This window comes from Bradyrhizobium sp. USDA 4449, from assembly GCF_054056275.1.
In genome coordinates this window covers 5,338,157-5,354,777 of sequence record NZ_JBSRYD010000001.1, presented here as the reverse complement: position 1 = coordinate 5,354,777, position 16,621 = coordinate 5,338,157, and the positions used below count along the sequence as shown (strand labels likewise).

16 protein-coding genes are annotated in these 16,621 nt (G+C 62.9%); 12 read left to right on the top strand and 4 right to left on the bottom strand.

The features are described 5' to 3' along the window. Nucleotides 1–3: 3 nt before the first annotated feature. Nucleotides 4–1,500 carry a CoA-acylating methylmalonate-semialdehyde dehydrogenase gene (locus ACVIIW_RS24895; protein ID WP_456703154.1) on the bottom strand — a complete coding sequence of 499 codons (1,497 nt, stop codon included), beginning with the start codon at nucleotides 1,498–1,500 and terminating at the stop codon, nucleotides 4–6. Between the two features lie 102 nt (nucleotides 1,501–1,602). On the opposite strand from ACVIIW_RS24895, the gene ACVIIW_RS24890 reads away from it, so the two are divergent. Continuing rightward, a complete protein-coding gene (locus ACVIIW_RS24890) occupies nucleotides 1,603–2,544 on the top strand; it encodes a LysR family transcriptional regulator (RefSeq protein WP_456703153.1) in 942 nt (313 codons plus the stop codon). Here ACVIIW_RS24890 and ACVIIW_RS24885 read toward each other — a convergent pair. Then, nucleotides 2,541–3,161 (bottom strand): TetR/AcrR family transcriptional regulator, encoded by a 621-nt coding sequence (locus ACVIIW_RS24885; RefSeq protein WP_456703152.1) that lies wholly within the window; start codon nucleotides 3,159–3,161, stop codon nucleotides 2,541–2,543. The two genes, ACVIIW_RS24890 and ACVIIW_RS24885, sit on opposite strands and share 4 nt — an antisense overlap. Before the next feature lie 59 nt (nucleotides 3,162–3,220). After that, on the bottom strand, nucleotides 3,221–3,760 hold the full coding sequence (locus tag ACVIIW_RS24880) for a PaaI family thioesterase (protein WP_456703151.1): 540 nt from the start codon (nucleotides 3,758–3,760) through the stop codon (nucleotides 3,221–3,223). A gap of 152 nt (nucleotides 3,761–3,912) precedes the next feature. On the opposite strand from ACVIIW_RS24880, the gene ACVIIW_RS24875 reads away from it, so the two are divergent. The 11 genes from ACVIIW_RS24875 to ACVIIW_RS24825 all read left to right on the top strand — a co-directional run bounded on the left by ACVIIW_RS24875 (nucleotide 3,913) and on the right by ACVIIW_RS24825 (nucleotide 15,734). Next, nucleotides 3,913–4,683 (top strand): enoyl-CoA hydratase, encoded by a 771-nt coding sequence (locus tag ACVIIW_RS24875; RefSeq protein ID WP_456703150.1) that lies wholly within the window; start codon nucleotides 3,913–3,915, stop codon nucleotides 4,681–4,683. A gap of 130 nt (nucleotides 4,684–4,813) precedes the next feature. Beyond that, entirely contained in the window at nucleotides 4,814–6,010 is a 1,197-nt protein-coding gene (locus tag ACVIIW_RS24870) for an acetyl-CoA C-acyltransferase (protein WP_456703149.1), read from the top strand. Nucleotides 6,011–6,123: 113 nt separating this feature from the next. Next, entirely contained in the window at nucleotides 6,124–7,419 is a 1,296-nt protein-coding gene (locus ACVIIW_RS24865; protein WP_456703148.1) for an MFS transporter, read from the top strand. A gap of 262 nt (nucleotides 7,420–7,681) precedes the next feature. Then, the gene (locus ACVIIW_RS24860) at nucleotides 7,682–8,113 is read left to right on the top strand and encodes a YybH family protein (RefSeq protein WP_456703147.1); all 432 of its coding nucleotides are present in this window, start codon (nucleotides 7,682–7,684) and stop codon (nucleotides 8,111–8,113) included. A 130-nt stretch (nucleotides 8,114–8,243) separates the two neighbouring features. Continuing rightward, on the top strand, nucleotides 8,244–8,519 hold the full coding sequence (locus tag ACVIIW_RS24855) for a DUF3303 domain-containing protein (protein WP_456703146.1): 276 nt from the start codon (nucleotides 8,244–8,246) through the stop codon (nucleotides 8,517–8,519). Between the two features lie 403 nt (nucleotides 8,520–8,922). Then, on the top strand, nucleotides 8,923–9,531 hold the full coding sequence (locus tag ACVIIW_RS24850) for an inorganic diphosphatase (RefSeq protein ID WP_456703145.1): 609 nt from the start codon (nucleotides 8,923–8,925) through the stop codon (nucleotides 9,529–9,531). Nucleotides 9,532–9,682: 151 nt separating this feature from the next. Further along, nucleotides 9,683–11,062 carry a carbohydrate porin gene (locus ACVIIW_RS24845; RefSeq protein ID WP_456705258.1) on the top strand — a complete coding sequence of 460 codons (1,380 nt, stop codon included), beginning with the start codon at nucleotides 9,683–9,685 and terminating at the stop codon, nucleotides 11,060–11,062. Nucleotides 11,063–11,410: 348 nt separating this feature from the next. Then, nucleotides 11,411–12,952: a TadE/TadG family type IV pilus assembly protein gene (locus ACVIIW_RS24840; protein WP_456703144.1), complete on the top strand. Its 1,542-nt coding sequence runs from the start codon at nucleotides 11,411–11,413 to the stop codon at nucleotides 12,950–12,952. Nucleotides 12,953–12,963: 11 nt separating this feature from the next. Then, nucleotides 12,964–13,530 carry a TadE/TadG family type IV pilus assembly protein gene (locus ACVIIW_RS24835; protein WP_456703143.1) on the top strand — a complete coding sequence of 189 codons (567 nt, stop codon included), beginning with the start codon at nucleotides 12,964–12,966 and terminating at the stop codon, nucleotides 13,528–13,530. Nucleotides 13,531–13,547: 17 nt separating this feature from the next. After that, entirely contained in the window at nucleotides 13,548–14,078 is a 531-nt protein-coding gene (locus tag ACVIIW_RS24830; RefSeq protein ID WP_456703142.1) for a TadE/TadG family type IV pilus assembly protein, read from the top strand. 180 nt (nucleotides 14,079–14,258) lie between these two features. Next, the gene (locus ACVIIW_RS24825; protein ID WP_456703141.1) at nucleotides 14,259–15,734 is read left to right on the top strand and encodes an FAD-binding oxidoreductase; all 1,476 of its coding nucleotides are present in this window, start codon (nucleotides 14,259–14,261) and stop codon (nucleotides 15,732–15,734) included. Between the two features lie 37 nt (nucleotides 15,735–15,771). Here ACVIIW_RS24825 and ACVIIW_RS24820 read toward each other — a convergent pair whose 3' ends face one another. Further along, nucleotides 15,772–16,314 (bottom strand): hypothetical protein, encoded by a 543-nt coding sequence (locus ACVIIW_RS24820; protein ID WP_456703140.1) that lies wholly within the window; start codon nucleotides 16,312–16,314, stop codon nucleotides 15,772–15,774. Nucleotides 16,315–16,621: the final 307 nt, after the last annotated feature.

Sequence of the window (16,621 nt, the reverse complement as noted above, 5' to 3'; positions counted from 1 at the left end):
GCCCTACTTCATCGTCGGGATCGAGAACTCCGCACCTTCCTTGACGCCGGACGGCCAGCGCGAGGTCACCGTCTTGGTCTTGGTGTAGAAGCGGATCGAGTCCGGGCCGTGCTGGTTGAGATCGCCGAAGCCCGACTTCTTCCAGCCGCCGAAGGTGTAGTAGGCGATCGGCACCGGGATCGGCACGTTGATGCCGACCATGCCGACATTCACCTTGGCCGCGAAGTCGCGGGCCGCGTCGCCGTCCCGGGTGAAGATCGCAACACCGTTGCCGTAATCATGGTCGGACGGCAGCGCGAGCGCTTCCTTGTAGTCATGCGCACGCACGACCGACAGAACGGGACCGAAGATTTCCTCCTTGTAGATTCGCATGTCCTTGGTGACGTTGTCGAACAGCGAACCGCCGAGATAGAAGCCCTTCTCGTAGCCCTGCATCTTGAAGCCGCGGCCGTCGACCGCGAGCGTCGCACCTTCCTTGATGCCGATGTCGATGTAGCTCTTGACCTTCTCGACCGCCTCGCGCGTGACCAGCGGACCGTAGTCGGCTGACGGATCGATCGAGGTGCCGATCTTGAGGCTCTCGACGCGCGGGATCAGCTTGTCCATCAGGCGATCCGCGGTGGTCTTGCCGACGGGAACGGCGACGGAGACGGCCATGCAGCGCTCGCCCGCCGAGCCGTAGCCGGCGCCGATCAGCGCGTCGACGGCCTGGTCCATGTCGGCATCAGGCATGATGATGGCGTGGTTCTTGGCGCCGCCAAAACACTGGCAGCGCTTGCCGGTCTGGGCGGCGCGCTCATAGATGTACTGCGCAATCGGCGTGGAGCCGACGAAGCCGATGGCCTTGACATCGGGATCGTCGAGGAGCGCGTCGACCGCTTCCTTGTCGCCGTTGACGACGTTGAGAATACCGGCCGGCAGGCCCGCCTCGATCATCAGCTCGGCAAGCTTCATCGGCACGCCGGGATCGCGCTCGGACGGCTTGAGGATAAACGCGTTGCCGCAGGCGATCGCCGGGGCGAACTTCCACATCGGGATCATCGCCGGGAAATTGAACGGCGTGATGCCGGCGACGACGCCGAGCGGCTGGCGCAGCGAATAGATGTCGATCCCGGGACCGGCGCCCTCGGTGTACTCGCCCTTCATCAGATGCGGGATGCCGCAGGCGAATTCGGCGACCTCGAGACCACGCTGGATGTCGCCCTTGGCGTCGGGCACGGTCTTGCCGTGCTCGCGCGCGAGCAATTCGGCGAGCTTGTCGTAGTCGCGCTGCACCAGCTCGACGAATTTCGTCATCACACGGGCCCGGCGTTGCGGATTGGTCGCAGCCCATTCAGGCTGAGCCGCACGCGCGTTCTCGACGGCAGCGCGAACCTCGGCCTTCGAGGCGAGCGCGACCTTGGCCTGAACGTCACCGGTCATCGGCTCGAAGACGTCTGCCGTCCGGCCCGACGTGCCCTTCACTTCCTTGCCACCGATGAAATGTCCGACTGAACGCATGGAATGATCTCCTTGAGGGCGAGCTGGAACGCTTTGACAAATCCTATCGACCTGCATTTATTGGGATTCAAGTCTGATATATTGCACCATAGATGTGCGAAAATGCTGGATCAAGGCACCATCGATTGGGACGACTTTCGGTTCGTGCTGGCCATCGTGCGGGGCGGCTCGGTGTCGGCTGCGGCGAAGCAGCTCGGCGTCGACCATGCCACGGTGATCCGTCGGGTGGACCGGCTGGAAAAGCACCTCTCGGCCAAGCTGTTTGACCGGCGTAAGACCGGCTATCTCCTCACCGAGGCCGGCCAGCGCGTCGCCGACAGCGCGGAAGCCATGGAATCCACCATCGTCGCCAACCAGGAGCAGGTCGGCGGCTCGGTGGCGCGGCTGACCGGGACGGTGCGGATTGGCGCGCCTGACGGATTCGGCACCGCCTTCCTGGCGCCGCGGCTGGCGCCGTTCGCCGATCGCTATCCCGACCTCGATCTGCAACTTGTGGCGACGGCGCGGCTGTTCAGTCTCTCCAAGCGCGAGGCCGACATTGCGATCAGCCTGACCATGCCGAAGGAGGGCCGCATCGTCGGCCGCAAGCTGCTCGACTACCGCCTCGGGCTCTATGCGGCGCCAGCCTATCTCGACCGCTTCCCGAAAATCACCTCACGCGACGTACTGCCGCAACACCGCTTCGTCGGCTACATCGAGGAGCTGCTGTTCACGCCGGAGCTCGATTACCTGCCGCTGGTGTCGCCACGGATTTCAGCGCGGCTGCGCAGCGCCAATCTGATCGCGCAGCTCAATGCCACGCTCGCAGGCTTCGGCATCGCGGTGCTGCCGCATTTCATGGCCAGCGATTATCCGCAGCTCGTGGCGGTGCTGCCCGAGGAGGTCTCGATCGTCAGGACGTTCTGGATGCTGATGCATGCCGACAGCAAGGACCTGGCGCGGATCAGGGCCGTGGCGGATTACATCGGCGAGATCGTGGAGCGTGAGCGGGCTTTGTTCGCGGGACCGCAGACGCCGCTCCCGCAAGAGCGGCATCCCGGCTAGCTCTGCTTCTTCTTCGCTGGTGCAGCCTTCACCGGCTCCCGCTTCGCCCCCTCCAGCGCGCTGTCCTTGCCCGCCTTCAGCACCTCATCCGACAGCTCGCTAGAGCCGGCGATGCGCGCCAGCAGCATGGTGCCGGCCATGGTCGCCAGCGTCGCGATCGCCTGCTTGCGCGCGGCCTTGCGCGGCATGTTCGGGATGAAATCGGTCATCATCTCGAGCATCTCGTCGAGCTTGCCGGCAAAGGCTTTTCGCGTCTTCGGGCTCTCGCGCGCGATCTCGGCGCCGAGCGCGGGGATCGAGCAGCCATGGCCGGGATTGTCCCGGTGCAAAGCCGAGAGGTAGGTCTCGACGATCTGCGCGAACTGCTTCTCGGGCGCGACTTGATCGGACTGCTTGCGCCAGTGTTCCATCGAGCGGTCCATGGCGTAGGCAAACGCCTCGATCACCAGGGCCTCGCGCGAATCGAAATGGGCGTAGAAGCCGCCATGGGTCAGGCCCGCCTCCTTCATGAGGTCGGCGACACCGATACCGTGGGCGCCCTTTTCGCGCAGCCGGATGGACGCCTTCTTCACGATGCGATCGTGGGTTTCCTGCTTGTGTTCCCGGGAGTAGCGCATGCGGCTCTCATTGAATGTCGGAGGTCATCTCATAACACGAATATCGACCGGGCGGCGCATTAATTCCCGGTAAAATTGCCGCCGATCATTGAAAAGGTTGCACTCGCATGGACTGCGAGGCTCCCCTTGCCGTCGCGCACAAAACCTTCGGTGTAGCTGGTCTGACGCCCGAGCTTGATCACCTTGCCCTCGGCCGAGATCAGCCCGGACCGCACGGAGAGCGGACGCAGGAAGGTCATTTTGAGGTCGAGCGTGACGGACCCCTGCCCCGCCTCCAAGCTGGTCGAAACCGCACATCCCATCGCGGTGTCGAGGAGCGCGGCGGCCGTGGCGCCATGCAGCAGCCCGATGGTATTTTCGAGATCCTCGCGGGGCTCCAGTTCCATCACGATACGGCCCGGCTCGACCAGGGCCATGATGAACCCGATCAGCCTGGCGAAGGGCGGCGGCGGCAGCCGGCCGTCGCGGATGCCCAGCATGGCGTCCATGCCCGAGAGCCCCATCGCCACTTTCGCGACCGGTGCAGGCGCCTGCCACTCCACCACGCGCTCGCGCCGCTGCGCCGCCGAAAACAGGTCGAGTTCAGTGGGCTCAGTCATGGGTCGCCTCTTTATATGATTCATATCATACTATGCGGCGGACTTCGCACTTGCAACTCCGCCCTGCCGCTTGACAAGGGAGCCGTTTCGGCCCGGAAGTGATCCCGGCCGGCGCCCCTCGCCCTGGTCCGCGAAACCTTCGAGATCTCACGATGGACATGCTCAACGACCACTGCGGCGTGACGCGCGATGCGCGCGGCGTCGTCCATGTCGCGATCTGCAATGCCGGCACTCTGAACATTCTGGGCTCGCCCGTGACCGATGCGGTGCGCGAAGGCCTGCAGCGGCTCGCTGACGACCGCAGCATCCGCGTCGCCGTGCTGCGCGGCCAAAGCGAGAAGAGCATGATCGGCGGCGCCGACATCAAGGAGATGGCGAAGCTCGACCAGACGTCGGCCGAAGGCTTCATCAGCCGGCTGCGCGACCTCTGCGAAGCCGTACGCCAATTCCCTGCCCCCGTGATCGCACGCATGCCCGGCTGGTGCCTCGGCGGCGGGCTCGAGGTGGCGGCGGCCTGCGACTTCCGGATCGCCGCGCATGATGCGCATTTCGGCATGCCCGAGGTTCGCGTCGGCATTCCCTCGGTGATCCATGCTGCGCTCTTGCCGCGCCTGATCGGCTGGGCCCGCGCCCGCTGGCTGGTGATGACCGCGGAGAACATCGACGCGCCGACGGCGCTGGCCTGGGGCCTGGTCGACAAGGTCGCCGCGCCGGGCGGCCTCGACGGGGAGATCGAGCACCTGGTGAACGTCCTGCTCGAATGCGGCCCCGAAGCGCTGCGCTCGCAGAAGGCGCTGCTGCGGCAGTGGGAGGAACTGCCGCTGACCGAGTCGGTCAACCTCAGCGTCAAGGTGTTCGGCCAATCGTTCCTGACGGACGAGCCGACGCGACTGATGCAGGCGTTTGCGAACAGGAAGCGGTAAGCGGACGCCCTGCGATCACGCGACGACAATTCATCGGAACCACGACAATTTCTCATGCCGGGCACGGTTGCATTTTTTGCGCCGCATCATATGATGATCATCATCCAACGCCATCGCAGGGAGCTTCGTCATGGCTGAAACCGCCGATCCCGTCGTCATCGTCTCCGCCGCCCGCACCCCGCTCGGCCGCTTCATGGGCGAGTTGTCGCCGCTTGCCGCGCACAAGCTCGGATCGCATGTGATCAATGCCGCGCTGGAACGCGCCAAGCTCGCGCCCGAAAAGGTCGACGAGGTGTTCATGGGCTGTGTGCTGCCGGCCGGCCAGGGCCAGGCGCCGGCGCGTCAGGCGGCGCGAGCGGCGGGCCTGCCCGATGCCACCGGCGCCACCACCGTCAACAAGGTCTGTGGTTCCGGCATGAAGGCGACCATGCTGGCGCACGACATCATCCGCGCCGGCTCGGCCGGAATCGTCGTCTCCGGCGGCATGGAGAGCATGAGCAACGCGCCGTATCTGTTGGCGAAGGCACGCGGCGGCTATCGCGCCGGCCATGATCGCATCATCGACCACATGATGATGGACGGTCTCGAGGACGCCTACGAGACCGGCCGCTCCATGGGCGATTTCGGCGAAGCCACGGCCGAAGCCTATCAGTTCACCCGCAAGGACCAGGACGCCTACGCGATGGAAACGTTGGGCCGCGCGCGCAAGGCGGTCGAGGGCGGCGCGTTCAAGGCCGAGATCGCACCGATCACGCTGACCGAGAAGGCAGGTCCGCGCATCATCGCCAATGACGAGCATCCGCTGAAGGTCGACCCGGCCAAGATCCCCGGACTGAAGCCGGCCTTCCGCGCCAATGGCACCATCACGCCGGCGGCCTCCTCCGCCAACGCCGACGGCGCCGCAGCGCTGGTGCTGACGAAGCGGTCGCTCGCCGATCGCAATGGCCTGCAAGCGATTGCCGAGATCAAGGGCCATGCCACCCACAGCCAGGAGCCGCAATGGTTCACCACGGCGCCGATCCCGGCGATCCGAAAGCTGCTCGACAAGGTCGGCTGGAGCGCCGGTGACGTCGACCTGTTCGAGATCAACGAGGCCTTTGCCGTGGTGGCGATGGCGGCGCAGCGCGACCTCGGCATTCCCCGTGACAAGCTCAACATCAACGGCGGCGCTTGCGCGCTCGGTCATCCCATTGGCGCCACCGGCGCGCGGCTGATCGTAACGCTGCTGCATGCGCTCGAGGCCAACAACCTCAAGCGCGGCGTCGCGGCGCTTTGCATCGGCGGCGGCGAGGCCACTGCGATCGCGGTGGAGCGTCCCGCACTCTGACGCGCTGAAGTCCGAAAATGAGGGAAGTCCGTCATTTCAGACTTCCCGTTCCCGTGCCAGACTGCAACGATGACGCGGGTGTCCCTGACCCCGCCAACCTGGATTGAGGGGCAATGATCTCGAACTGGCTTTCGGCCGCACTCGGCCGTCGCAACATCCATTATGGCTGGGTGATGGTCGGCGTGACCTTCTTCGCCGCGCTGATCAGCGCCGGCACCGTCGGCGCGCCCGGCGTATTCATCGTTCCCTTGCAGAAGGAGTTCGGCTGGAGCACGGCTGAAATCTCCTCGGCGCTGTCGATCCGCTTCATCCTGTTCGGGCTGATGGCGCCGTTCGCCGCCGCCCTCCTCAATCGCTACGGCCTGCGCAACGTCACGCTGACCGCGCAGCTCATCGTCGTCTCCGCGCTGGTGCTCTCGCTCGGCATGACGCAGGTCTGGCAGCTCGTGGCGCTGTGGGGCGTGGTGATCGGCATCGGCACCGGCATGACCGCGCTGGTGCTCGGCGCCACCATCGCGACGCGCTGGTTTGCGGCGCGCCGGGGCCTGGTCATCGGCGTCATGACTGCGAGCGTCGCCACCGGCCAGCTCGTGTTTTTGCCGCTGCTCGCAAGCTTGACCGAACGTTACGGGTGGCGCCTCGCGCTCGGCTTCGTCTGCATCATGCTCGGCGTCTCGGCGACCGCCGTCGCGCTCGTGATGCGCGACCGGCCGAGCGATGTGGGCCTGCGTCCCTTCGGCGACGAAGGCACCGAGCCCTTGCCCGCTCCGCCGGTGAGCAACGGCTCGATCACGGCAGTCGCGCTCGGCACGCTGCGCGATGCCTCGAAGTCATCTGCGTTCTGGATCCTGTTTGCGACGTTCTTCGTCTGCGGCGCCTCGACCAACGGGCTCGTGCAGGTGCACTTGATCCCGATGTGCCTCGATTTCGGCATCCCGCAGGTTCAGGCCGCAAGCCTGCTGGCGGCGATGGGCATCTTCGACTTCTTCGGCACCATCATGTCGGGCTGGCTGTCGGACCGCTACGACAATCGCTATCTCCTGTTCTGGTACTATGGCCTGCGCGGGCTCTCGCTGATCTTCCTGCCGTTCAGCGATTTCTCGTTCTATGGCCTGTCGCTCTTCGCGATGTTCTACGGCCTTGACTGGATCGCGACGGTGCCGCCCACGGTGCGCCTCACCGCGCAGAAATTCGGACCCGAGCGCGCCAACCTGGTGTTCGGCTGGATCTTCGCCGGCCATCAGCTCGGCGCCGGCACCGCAGCATTCGGCGCGGGCCTGTCGCGGACGCTGCTGCAGAGCTATTTGCCTGCCTTCTTTATCGCCGGCGCGCTCTGCGTGTTCGCTTCTCTGATCGTGCTGGCGTTGTCGCGACAGCCGAAGCCACAGGCGAAACCCGCGATGGCCTAGCACTCCGGCCGGGACACACGTCCGCTATCTCGCGGCTCATTTCGCCCGAGCTTTGCTCTCTTCTTCGCCCCTCTCTTGAGAACGGGCGCAGGCAAGGCCGGGCGCGAGCGCTTGCAATCCACTGCGCAGCTTCGTCAATGGTGCTGACGGTAATTCCCCGGAATTGCTGTCGCGCCTGCCCCGGGGTTGGGATGCGTCATTCAACGCATCCTCTGTCGAGACTGGCGACTGCCCTGCATCCGCATCGTACATTGGTCTGGAGATGATCATGCGCAACATAGCATTAGCGACGACAATCGTGATCTCGTTGAGCGCGCCGGCTTTGGCTCAGAAGGCCGAGATCGACGCGAACAATGCGAAATGGCTCGAACTGTTCAACAAGGGCGATTTTTCCGGGATTGCGTCCCTCTACAGCGCGGATGCGATCGCATTGCCACCGGGGTCCGCGATGGTGAAGGGCCGAACGGCCATCGAGGCAATGTGGAAAAGCATGGCTGAACAAGTCACCGATCCGAAGCTCACAACGCTGGATGTCAAACCGCTAGGCTCGTCCGCGGCACGCGAGATCGGCACGTTCGTATTGAAGACCAAGGGAGCCTCCCCGCAGGAGGTGAGCGGAAAATATGTCGTCGTGTGGGAGAAAGTCGGGGAGGACTGGAAGCTGACCACCGACATCTGGAACGACGGCAAATAGCGTCTTAGGGCAGCCGGATCAAACCGACGCACCTGTTCATTCGCCGTTGTCATTCGAGACGCCGGCGCTATCGTGCCTACGCGGCACAGCCGCGACATTCATCCGATAATTCTAGTCATGGGAGAATCGCATGAAATTCATAACCACCTGGAGCGTACCCCAAGGAACCTTCAACGCAGCCGTCGCCCGCTTTCTGGAGACCGGTGGCGCGCCCCCGGAGGGCGTCAGGATGCTCGGTCGCTGGCATGGCATGAATGGACAGGGATTTGCGATCTCTGAATCGAGTGATCCGAAAGCCATGTATCGTTGGCTCGCGCAATGGTCTGACCTGCTTCCATTGACAGTCACGCCTTGCCTCGAGGACGGAGACGCGGGCGAGGTCATGGCGTCACTCCCCAAACGTTGACCGTCAAGCGCTCATCATCGATCTCCACGTCACTGCCGCCGCCGAACCGGCGGTAGTGACATGCTCGTCGCCGCTAGGGCTTAGCCGGAGACCGAAGCTCCCATTGCTCAAGGCGCTCGATCGAGGCTTGCCGTTCATGCTGGCCCAGCCAGATCGTGAAGAGAACCAGCGCACCAGCGAGAGCGCTGATGCCGAAATATAGGTTCCTCATACGCGTTGAATGCGGCGCGCCGGAAATCGTTCCTCCCATCGTGTCCTTTGGCCATGATCGGGCCGTCATCCGGCGTCTGCGCCATCTTCCTCGCCCTGGAAAATGGTCTCCGCAGCTTCGACCATACGATCTCCCTCGATCGGAACGGCAACGTCATCCTGTCGCTGACGGGTCCCAGAACCGAATCTGTCCGTGGCGATCCAATCGATGAAATCTGGAACGATCGTTGACGTGCTTCAGTTCTTAGAGAACCGGAGGTATGAGAGTGTACGGAAAGAGTACGAGATGACGAACGTCCTGAAGCTTCCGACATGGGCGGACGACGACCACGTGTTCGCGGTCGTTGAAACTCCCCGCGCGAGCACATGCAAGCTGGACTTCGATCCGAAATTCCACATTTTCACCCTCGCGAAACCGCTGATGGCGGGGCTCAGCTATCCCTATGATTGGGGCTTCATCCCTTCGACCAAAGCTCCGGATGGAGATCCCCTCGACGTCCTGATCATACATGATGCGCGCACGTATCCTGGCGTCGTCCTCAAATGCAAACCGATCGGCATTCTCGAGATGGAGCAGAAAAGCAAGGGCAAGAGGGAGCGCAATGATCGCGTGTTCGCGGTACCCGATCGATCGCCGCTCGAAACGGACCTGCGGGACATCCGCCATCTGCCTTCGCGCGCGCGAGGCGAACTCGAAGAGTTCTTCCGTGCCACCAACGTGCTCGAGAACAAGGAGCTCGAGTTCCTGGGCTGGCGCGGACCCCGGCACGCTGTGAAGACCATTAAACGTTTGTCCAGTTAAAACGCCGGAACATCAACAAATGTTAGGTGCGCGGAAGCCCATCAGGTGCCACTGTACCCTCGGCGGGGGCGCCCCTTGAGTGGTCGCGCATCCTTCCATTCCAGGGGGCCGCATCTTGTTGCGATTCAAGCTGAGCAGGTCAGCCAAGTGCCTGATACAGGCCACGGCTTTTGCGAGCCTGCTTGCAGGATCGCACGCTGTCGCACAGGACGACAAGAAAACCGATGACGACAAGCCCGCCGATCCCGATACCGGCGAAAGCACCGTTGAGGAAAAGACGCTTGGGCTTCTGCCAAACCCCTTCGAAAAACATGGAGTCAAGTTTGCCGCGACCTACATCGGCGAGACGCTCGGAAATGTCACGGGCGGCCTCAAGCAAGGTGTGATCTACGAAGGCCGGCTTAATCTCGCGGTCGACGTCGACCTGCAGAAGCTCGCCGGAATCGACAAGCTGACCTTTCACGCCAACATGTTCCAGATTCACGGCGAGGGCTTGTCGCGCAATTATCTCGGCAATTTCCTGGTCGTCAGCGGCATTGAAGCGCTGCCGTCCACCCGCTTGTACGAAGCCTATTTCGAGAAGCAGTGGGGCGACAAGAAGGTCTCGCTCAAGTTCGGTCAGCTTGCCGCCGACAGCGAGTTCTTCAATACGAAATACACCGACGTCTTTACCAACGCCTCGATGGGCTGGCCGGCGATCACATCGCTGGACCTGCCAAGCGGGGGCCCTTCACCGCCACTGGCCGCGATGGGCACCCGCCTGCTGGTCAACGTGACGGACCACCTGTCTGTGCTTGGCGGCGTGTTCGACGGCAACCAGGCGGGCCCTGGTCCCGGCGATCCGCAAGAGCGCGACCGTTACGGCGTCAATTTCCGCGTCAACGATCCACCCCTTCTCCTTGGCCAGATCCAGTATGCCTGGAACAACAAAAAGGGCGATCCCAATCTGACTGGGCAAATCAAGCTCGGTGGCTGGCGTCACTTCGGATCGTTTTCCGATCTGCAACTTGCCAACAATGGAGTGTCACTCGCCGCTGCGGCCAGCAGCGGTACGCCCCTCATGTTGGCGGGTGATGTCGGAGGATGGGCCGTCTTCGAGCAGCAGCTCTATCGCGTGCCGAAGAGCGACGATCGCGGAATCGGCGTGTTCGCCCGCGTCTCGGGTGCGCCGGCCGACCGCAACCTGATCGATCTCTATGCGGACGCCGGGTTCGAGTTGATCGGACTGAGCGACAAGCGTCCCGACGACAAGTTCGGCATCGCGGCTGGTTACGCCCACGTCTCGAAGCGAGCCCAGGCGCTCGACGCCGACTATCGGGCGATGGTCGGGCCATCCTGGCCGGCGCGCAGCTTCGAAGGACTTTTGACGGCCGTCTACCAGTATCAGCTACGCGATGGCTGGACTCTTCAGCCGAATTTCCAATACATCATCCATCCCGGCGGAGGGGCGACCGACCCCTTGGGACCAATGCCGGCCAAGGCGCTCAAGAACGCTGCGGTGCTAGGTCTGCGAACGACGCTGAAATTTTAGGCCGCAAGCAAGATCCTGCTCGCGCAACCGACCGCTTGCTGGCGGCCGGAGCGGCCCGCAATGCCGCCGGCCCATCACGGGATCGATCAGGTCGCGCGAGCCCAGCCAGTCTTCCGTAACAGCTCGCTTTAATTGTCCTGGCTGCGTTTAGCCCTCGTTAATGATGCCGTTCAATCCGGCAACGGCGGATTTCGGCGGCCCATGTTCGCGCGATCCGCGTAAGCCTTGCTTAACGGCCCACATTCAAAGTTCCGCTCTGCCGAGAAGCCCGCAGAGGCCGCCCGGTCGCGTTCCTCGGTCCTTGATAAGCCAGAGAAAATTGCCTTTGCCGAGACTCAGGCGATTAGGATGAAGATCATGCTCCGCGCTTGGTTGTGTCGTTTTGCCAGAGATCGCAAGGCCAACGTCGCCGTGATCTTTGCGCTGGTGATGGTTCCGACCATCTTTCTGCTCGGCATGGCGCTGGACTACACGCATACGCAACACATGAAGGTGAACCTCGACTCGGCCAGCGACGCTGCCGCCGTCGCCACAGTCACCTCGGCAATGATGCAGCAGAGCCCGCAGGCGGCGCAGACCGCAGCGAAGAACGTCTTCAACGTCACGGCGAATGCTCTGGTGAGCAACAACAACTTGCCGGCGCAGCCAAATCTCACGGTCGCTGTCAACTGCAGCAAACCCGATGCCACGACGGGATACTGTACTTACGCCGCCTGCCCCGGCGTGGACGCAGTCTATGCTGACCCCGTCAACTCGAACAACCAAGTCGTTCGCAACGTTCAGATTTGCTACAACGCGACGGCGAACAATGCCTTCCCGAGCGTGCTCAAACAGGCAAACTGGCCGTTCACAGGTCAGTCATTGGCACGCAACCAGGGCGCCCCCAACATCAACTTCTATCTCTTGCTGGACGACTCGCCTTCCATGGCTATCGGCGCGACATCGGCCGACATCAGCAAGCTGATCGCCAACACGCAAAATCAGGTCGACTCGAGCGGGTACAAAGGGTGCGGATTCGCATGCCACGAAACCAATCCCGCCGCAGACAATCTGGGCAATCCAGGCGGAATTGACAACTACCAGCTTGCCCGCAATCTCGGCGTCACATTACGCATCGACCGTGTCAAGCAGGCCGTCCAATCCCTGATGACGACAGCACAAAGCGTATCGACCACCAATCGAAATACCTATGGGGTCGCGATCTATACGTTTGATTGGCAGTTGAACAGCAGCTCGCCGATCTTCGCGCCTTCCGGAAAACCGGGGGTGGTGCAAACTCCCGTGACGCCCAACTCGACAACCAGCTACACGGTAGCGACCATCCAGAATTACGCCAACAACATTGCGGTCCTGCCAGTCTACAAGAACAACTGGCTGACATCGTCGAACAACAATAGCGACGCCGACACCAGCATCGCGGGCGCATTGAGCGGTCTCAACAAGATCATGCCGAATCCGGGGAACGGCACCAACGTCACCAACGATACGCCACAGGAAGTGGTGTTCCTCGTGACCGACGGCGTTGAAGACGTGAACATTACGACCGACGCATACACGGGCTCCTGCAACAAGACTCTCACTGGCAAGCGCTGCCAGCAGCCGCTCGACCCCACGATCTGCACCACCATCAAGAACAGGAAGATCCGCATCGCCGTGCTTTACACAGAGTATGACGACGCGGCGCTCCATAAAACGAACAACTGGTACGATAGCTGGATCTACCCCTTCAATGGAACGTCCACCGGCTCGACCAGCCAGATCGAGACAAACCTGCAAACCTGCGCCTCATCGCCCGATTTGTATCAGAAGGTGTCGACCAACGGCGACATCACCAGCGCTCTCCAGGCTCTATTCCTCAAGGTCGCGTCCGACCCCCGCCTGACTCAATAGAGAAAGCAAACATGACCGCCACGCACGCCGTGCCCACAACCAGACGCCGCCGCCGCTGGCGCGCGTTCTTTGCCGACCGGAAAGGCGCAACCGCGGTCGAGTTCGCGCTGATCGCCCCGGCCTTCATCGCCCTGCTGGTCGCGATCATCCAGACCTTCCTGGTTTTCTTTGCGCAGCAGCTCCTGGAACAGGTGGTGAACCAATCGAGCCGGGCGATCCTGACGGGGCAGGCGCAGGCCCAGGGCATGACCCAGGCCCAGTTTGCCAGCGCGGTCTGCTCCAACGTCGTGATCCTGTTCAACTGCAGCGGCCTGATGATCGACGTCCAGGTTGCCAACTCATGGAGCTCGACCAACACGGCCCTGCCAACCCTCACCTACGACGGCAATGGAAAGGTGACGAATGTCTGGCAATTCAACCCCGGCAATCAGGGCGACATCGTGGTCGTGCGGGTGATGTATCTGTGGCCGGTTTTCCTGGGTCCACTCGGCTTCACTCTGGCAAACCAGCCGAATAACAGCAGCCGCCTGATCATGTCGTCCACGGCTTTCATGAACGAGGCTTTTGTCAACTCATGAGCCGGACGCCTCATCGCATGCGGAACTTCTGGGTGGACACGCGCGCCGTGGCCGCGACGGAGTTCGCCATCGTGGTGCCGTTCATGCTGCTGCTCTATGTGGGCGGCGTCGAGCTCGGCAACGGGATGGCGATCAGCGTCAAGGTCAGTGAAACTGCCCACACGGTCGTGGATCTGGTGTCACGAAACGCATGCGTCACCGACACGACGCTGGGCGCCATGCTTGGCGCGTCGGCGGCGACGATCGCACCCTATTCTTCGGCGAACACGACGGTCGTCGTGTCGGAAGTATCCACGGACGCCAACGGCAAAGCGACCGTGACCTGGAGCAAAGCGCTCAACGGCACCCCACGCCCGGTAGCTCAGCCGATCACTCTGCCAACGGCCCTCGGCACCCCCTCGCCCTCCAATGTATCGTTGCTGCTCGGCGAGGTCACGTACCAATACACCCCCAACCTTGGCTATACGATCAGCGGGACCATGCCGATCAGCGAGAGCTACTACCTGTATCCGCGCGTTTCCTCGGTCGTGCAGTATCCGTGCAGCTGAAGCCGGGGTATCCGGAGGACCTTGGGTTCTCGCGGCCGCAGGATGTTGGCGTTGAGAGACGTTGCGGGAAATTGTCCTGACGTTACCGATATTGCCGTTAGACTTCCCGTCCCAAACGTGGACAATGCTCCTCAAGCGCTTCGCGCGCAGTGCACACCAAGATGCGCCAGAGGAAACAAGATGCCGACCGCCTTTCCGTCGCCCGTCCCTGCCATTCCAACCGCTCCTTTGACCGCCCAGCTCCGCGACGCGTTGCGCGCGATCGTGGGCGAGAAGGGTTTCATCGAGGATGAGCACGGCAAGCAGCCGTTCGTCACGGATTGGCGCGGGCAGCTGTTCGGCAGCGCCGGCGCGGTCGTACGTCCCGGCAGCACCGAGGAGGTCTCGAAGGTCGTCCGGCTCTGCAATGCGCACGGCGTCGCGATCGTGCCGCAGGGCGGCAACACCGGACTGATGGGCGGCGCCACGCCCTGGCCGGCGCATACAGGCATCGTGCTGTCGCTCGGCCGGATGAACCGCGTGCTGGACGTCGATCCCGTGGGCTATGCGATGACGGTCGAGGCCGGCTGCGTCTTGCAGACGCTGCAGGAGACAGCGGCCAGTCACGACAGATTCCTGCCGCTCAGCCTTGGTGCCCAGGGCTCCTGCATGATCGGGGGCAATCTCTCGACCAATGCCGGCGGCGTGCAGGTGCTGCGCTACGGCAACGCCCGCAATCTCGTCCTGGGCCTCGAGGTCGTCTTGCCCAATGGCGACGTCTGGGACGGACTGCGTGCCTTGAAGAAGGACAACACCGGCTACGACCTCAAGCATCTCTTCATGGGCGCCGAGGGAACGCTCGGCATCATCACGAAGGCCGTGGTCAAGCTGTGGCCGGCGCCGAAGGACGTCTGCACCGCGTGGCTGGCCGTTCGCGATCCGCGCGCCGCGCTCGAGATCCTGTCTGAGGCGCATGCGGCCTCCGAGGACAATGTCGGATCCTGCGAGCTGCTGAGCCGCGCCGCGGTCGACCTCGTGATGCGCCATATTCCGGGCGTCCAGGATCCGCTCAAGGCGGATACGCCGTGGTATCTGCTGCTTGAATGGTCGTCTTCGCGCGCACGGCAAGACGGAGCTGATGGCATGTCGGAGAAGCTGGAGGCGTTTCTCGCCGATCAACTCGAGGCCGGTCGCGTGCTCGACGCGGTGATCGCGCAGACCGTCAGCCAATCGCGCAACATGTGGCGCATCCGGGAAGCCATGGCGGAGGCCTCCCGCGCCGAGGGTCCTGGCATCAGCTACGACATATCGGTCGCAATCTCCCGGATTCCCGAATTCATCGACAAGGGGCTCAAGGCCGCGCTCGACATTCTCCCGAGCATTCGCCCCTACCCTCTGGGGCACATCGGCGACGGCAACCTGCATTTCTCGTTCATGGGGCCAATCGGCATGGATCAGCCGACACTGAACCAGTACACCGCCGCCCTCACGCGCGCCGTGAACGATCTCGTCACCTCCATGGGCGGCTCGATCTCGGCGGAGCACGGCATCGGCATCGAGAAGCTCGACGAACTCAGCCACTACCGGTCGAAGACCGAACTCGACATCATGCGCACCATCAAGCGCGCGCTCGATCCGCAGAACATCATGAATCCCGGCAAGGTGCTCCGGGTGTGATTGGGCCGGGGCACCTCACCATTCCCTCAACTCACTCTCAACTCATCGAGGCGCGCGGGTTGACGATAGTGTAGCCCCGCAGCGAACGCGCATGCATGCGCGTTGCGTGACCGCCCGAATTGGCGTCGTACGCCATCCACATGTCGCCTCCGAGGGACTGCTCCAGAACGAAGACATGGCCGCGACGCGCCGCGACCATTCCCGGGGCCGGCGCGGTGCGCGGAAAGCGCAGCCAGTTGGCTGCGAGATTTAGCTCCGGCACGATGCGTCCGAACACGCGCAGCGACGCGCCGCAGCCGCAGAAGGCCGAAGGGCAACCGGCCGGCCGGCCGCCGACGATCCGAGCGCCGGAGACGGTCACAACTGTGGCGGCGCCGGCGGCGTCAGCCGTGAGTTGTTTTGAACGGTAGGCTTGCAGTGTGTACCTGGACACGTGCTCGCGACGCGCTTGCACATTCGAGAAGTCGCAAGGCATGACGACATTGCATTCAGTCGCTCGAACGATGTGGTAGGGTCTTGCTTCTGAAGCGATAGAGCTAATGATAACGAAGAGACACGCAGAAAATACTGACTTGAACATTGCAGGACTCCAAATGCGAAGCCCTACCCCGGCAATGAGAAACCAATAGCAGTTTGGCTGAAATGGGCCTAAAGGACGGCCGAAAATGGCTGCAATTATGAGCCGGCCTCGTCCATCCTCATATGCCACACGTTGCGAGCGGAATGATTAACTCGCAGAGTAAGAACGATTGCCCGCCGCGTTTCGAACACTTGCAACATGTGATCAGGTGCGCCTTGCGCACCAGTGGCGGGCACGACGACTGCCCCTTTGCATCGAATCACGACGTCGCCGCTAGCGCTGAGACGGTGACCGAAGCTCCCAATTC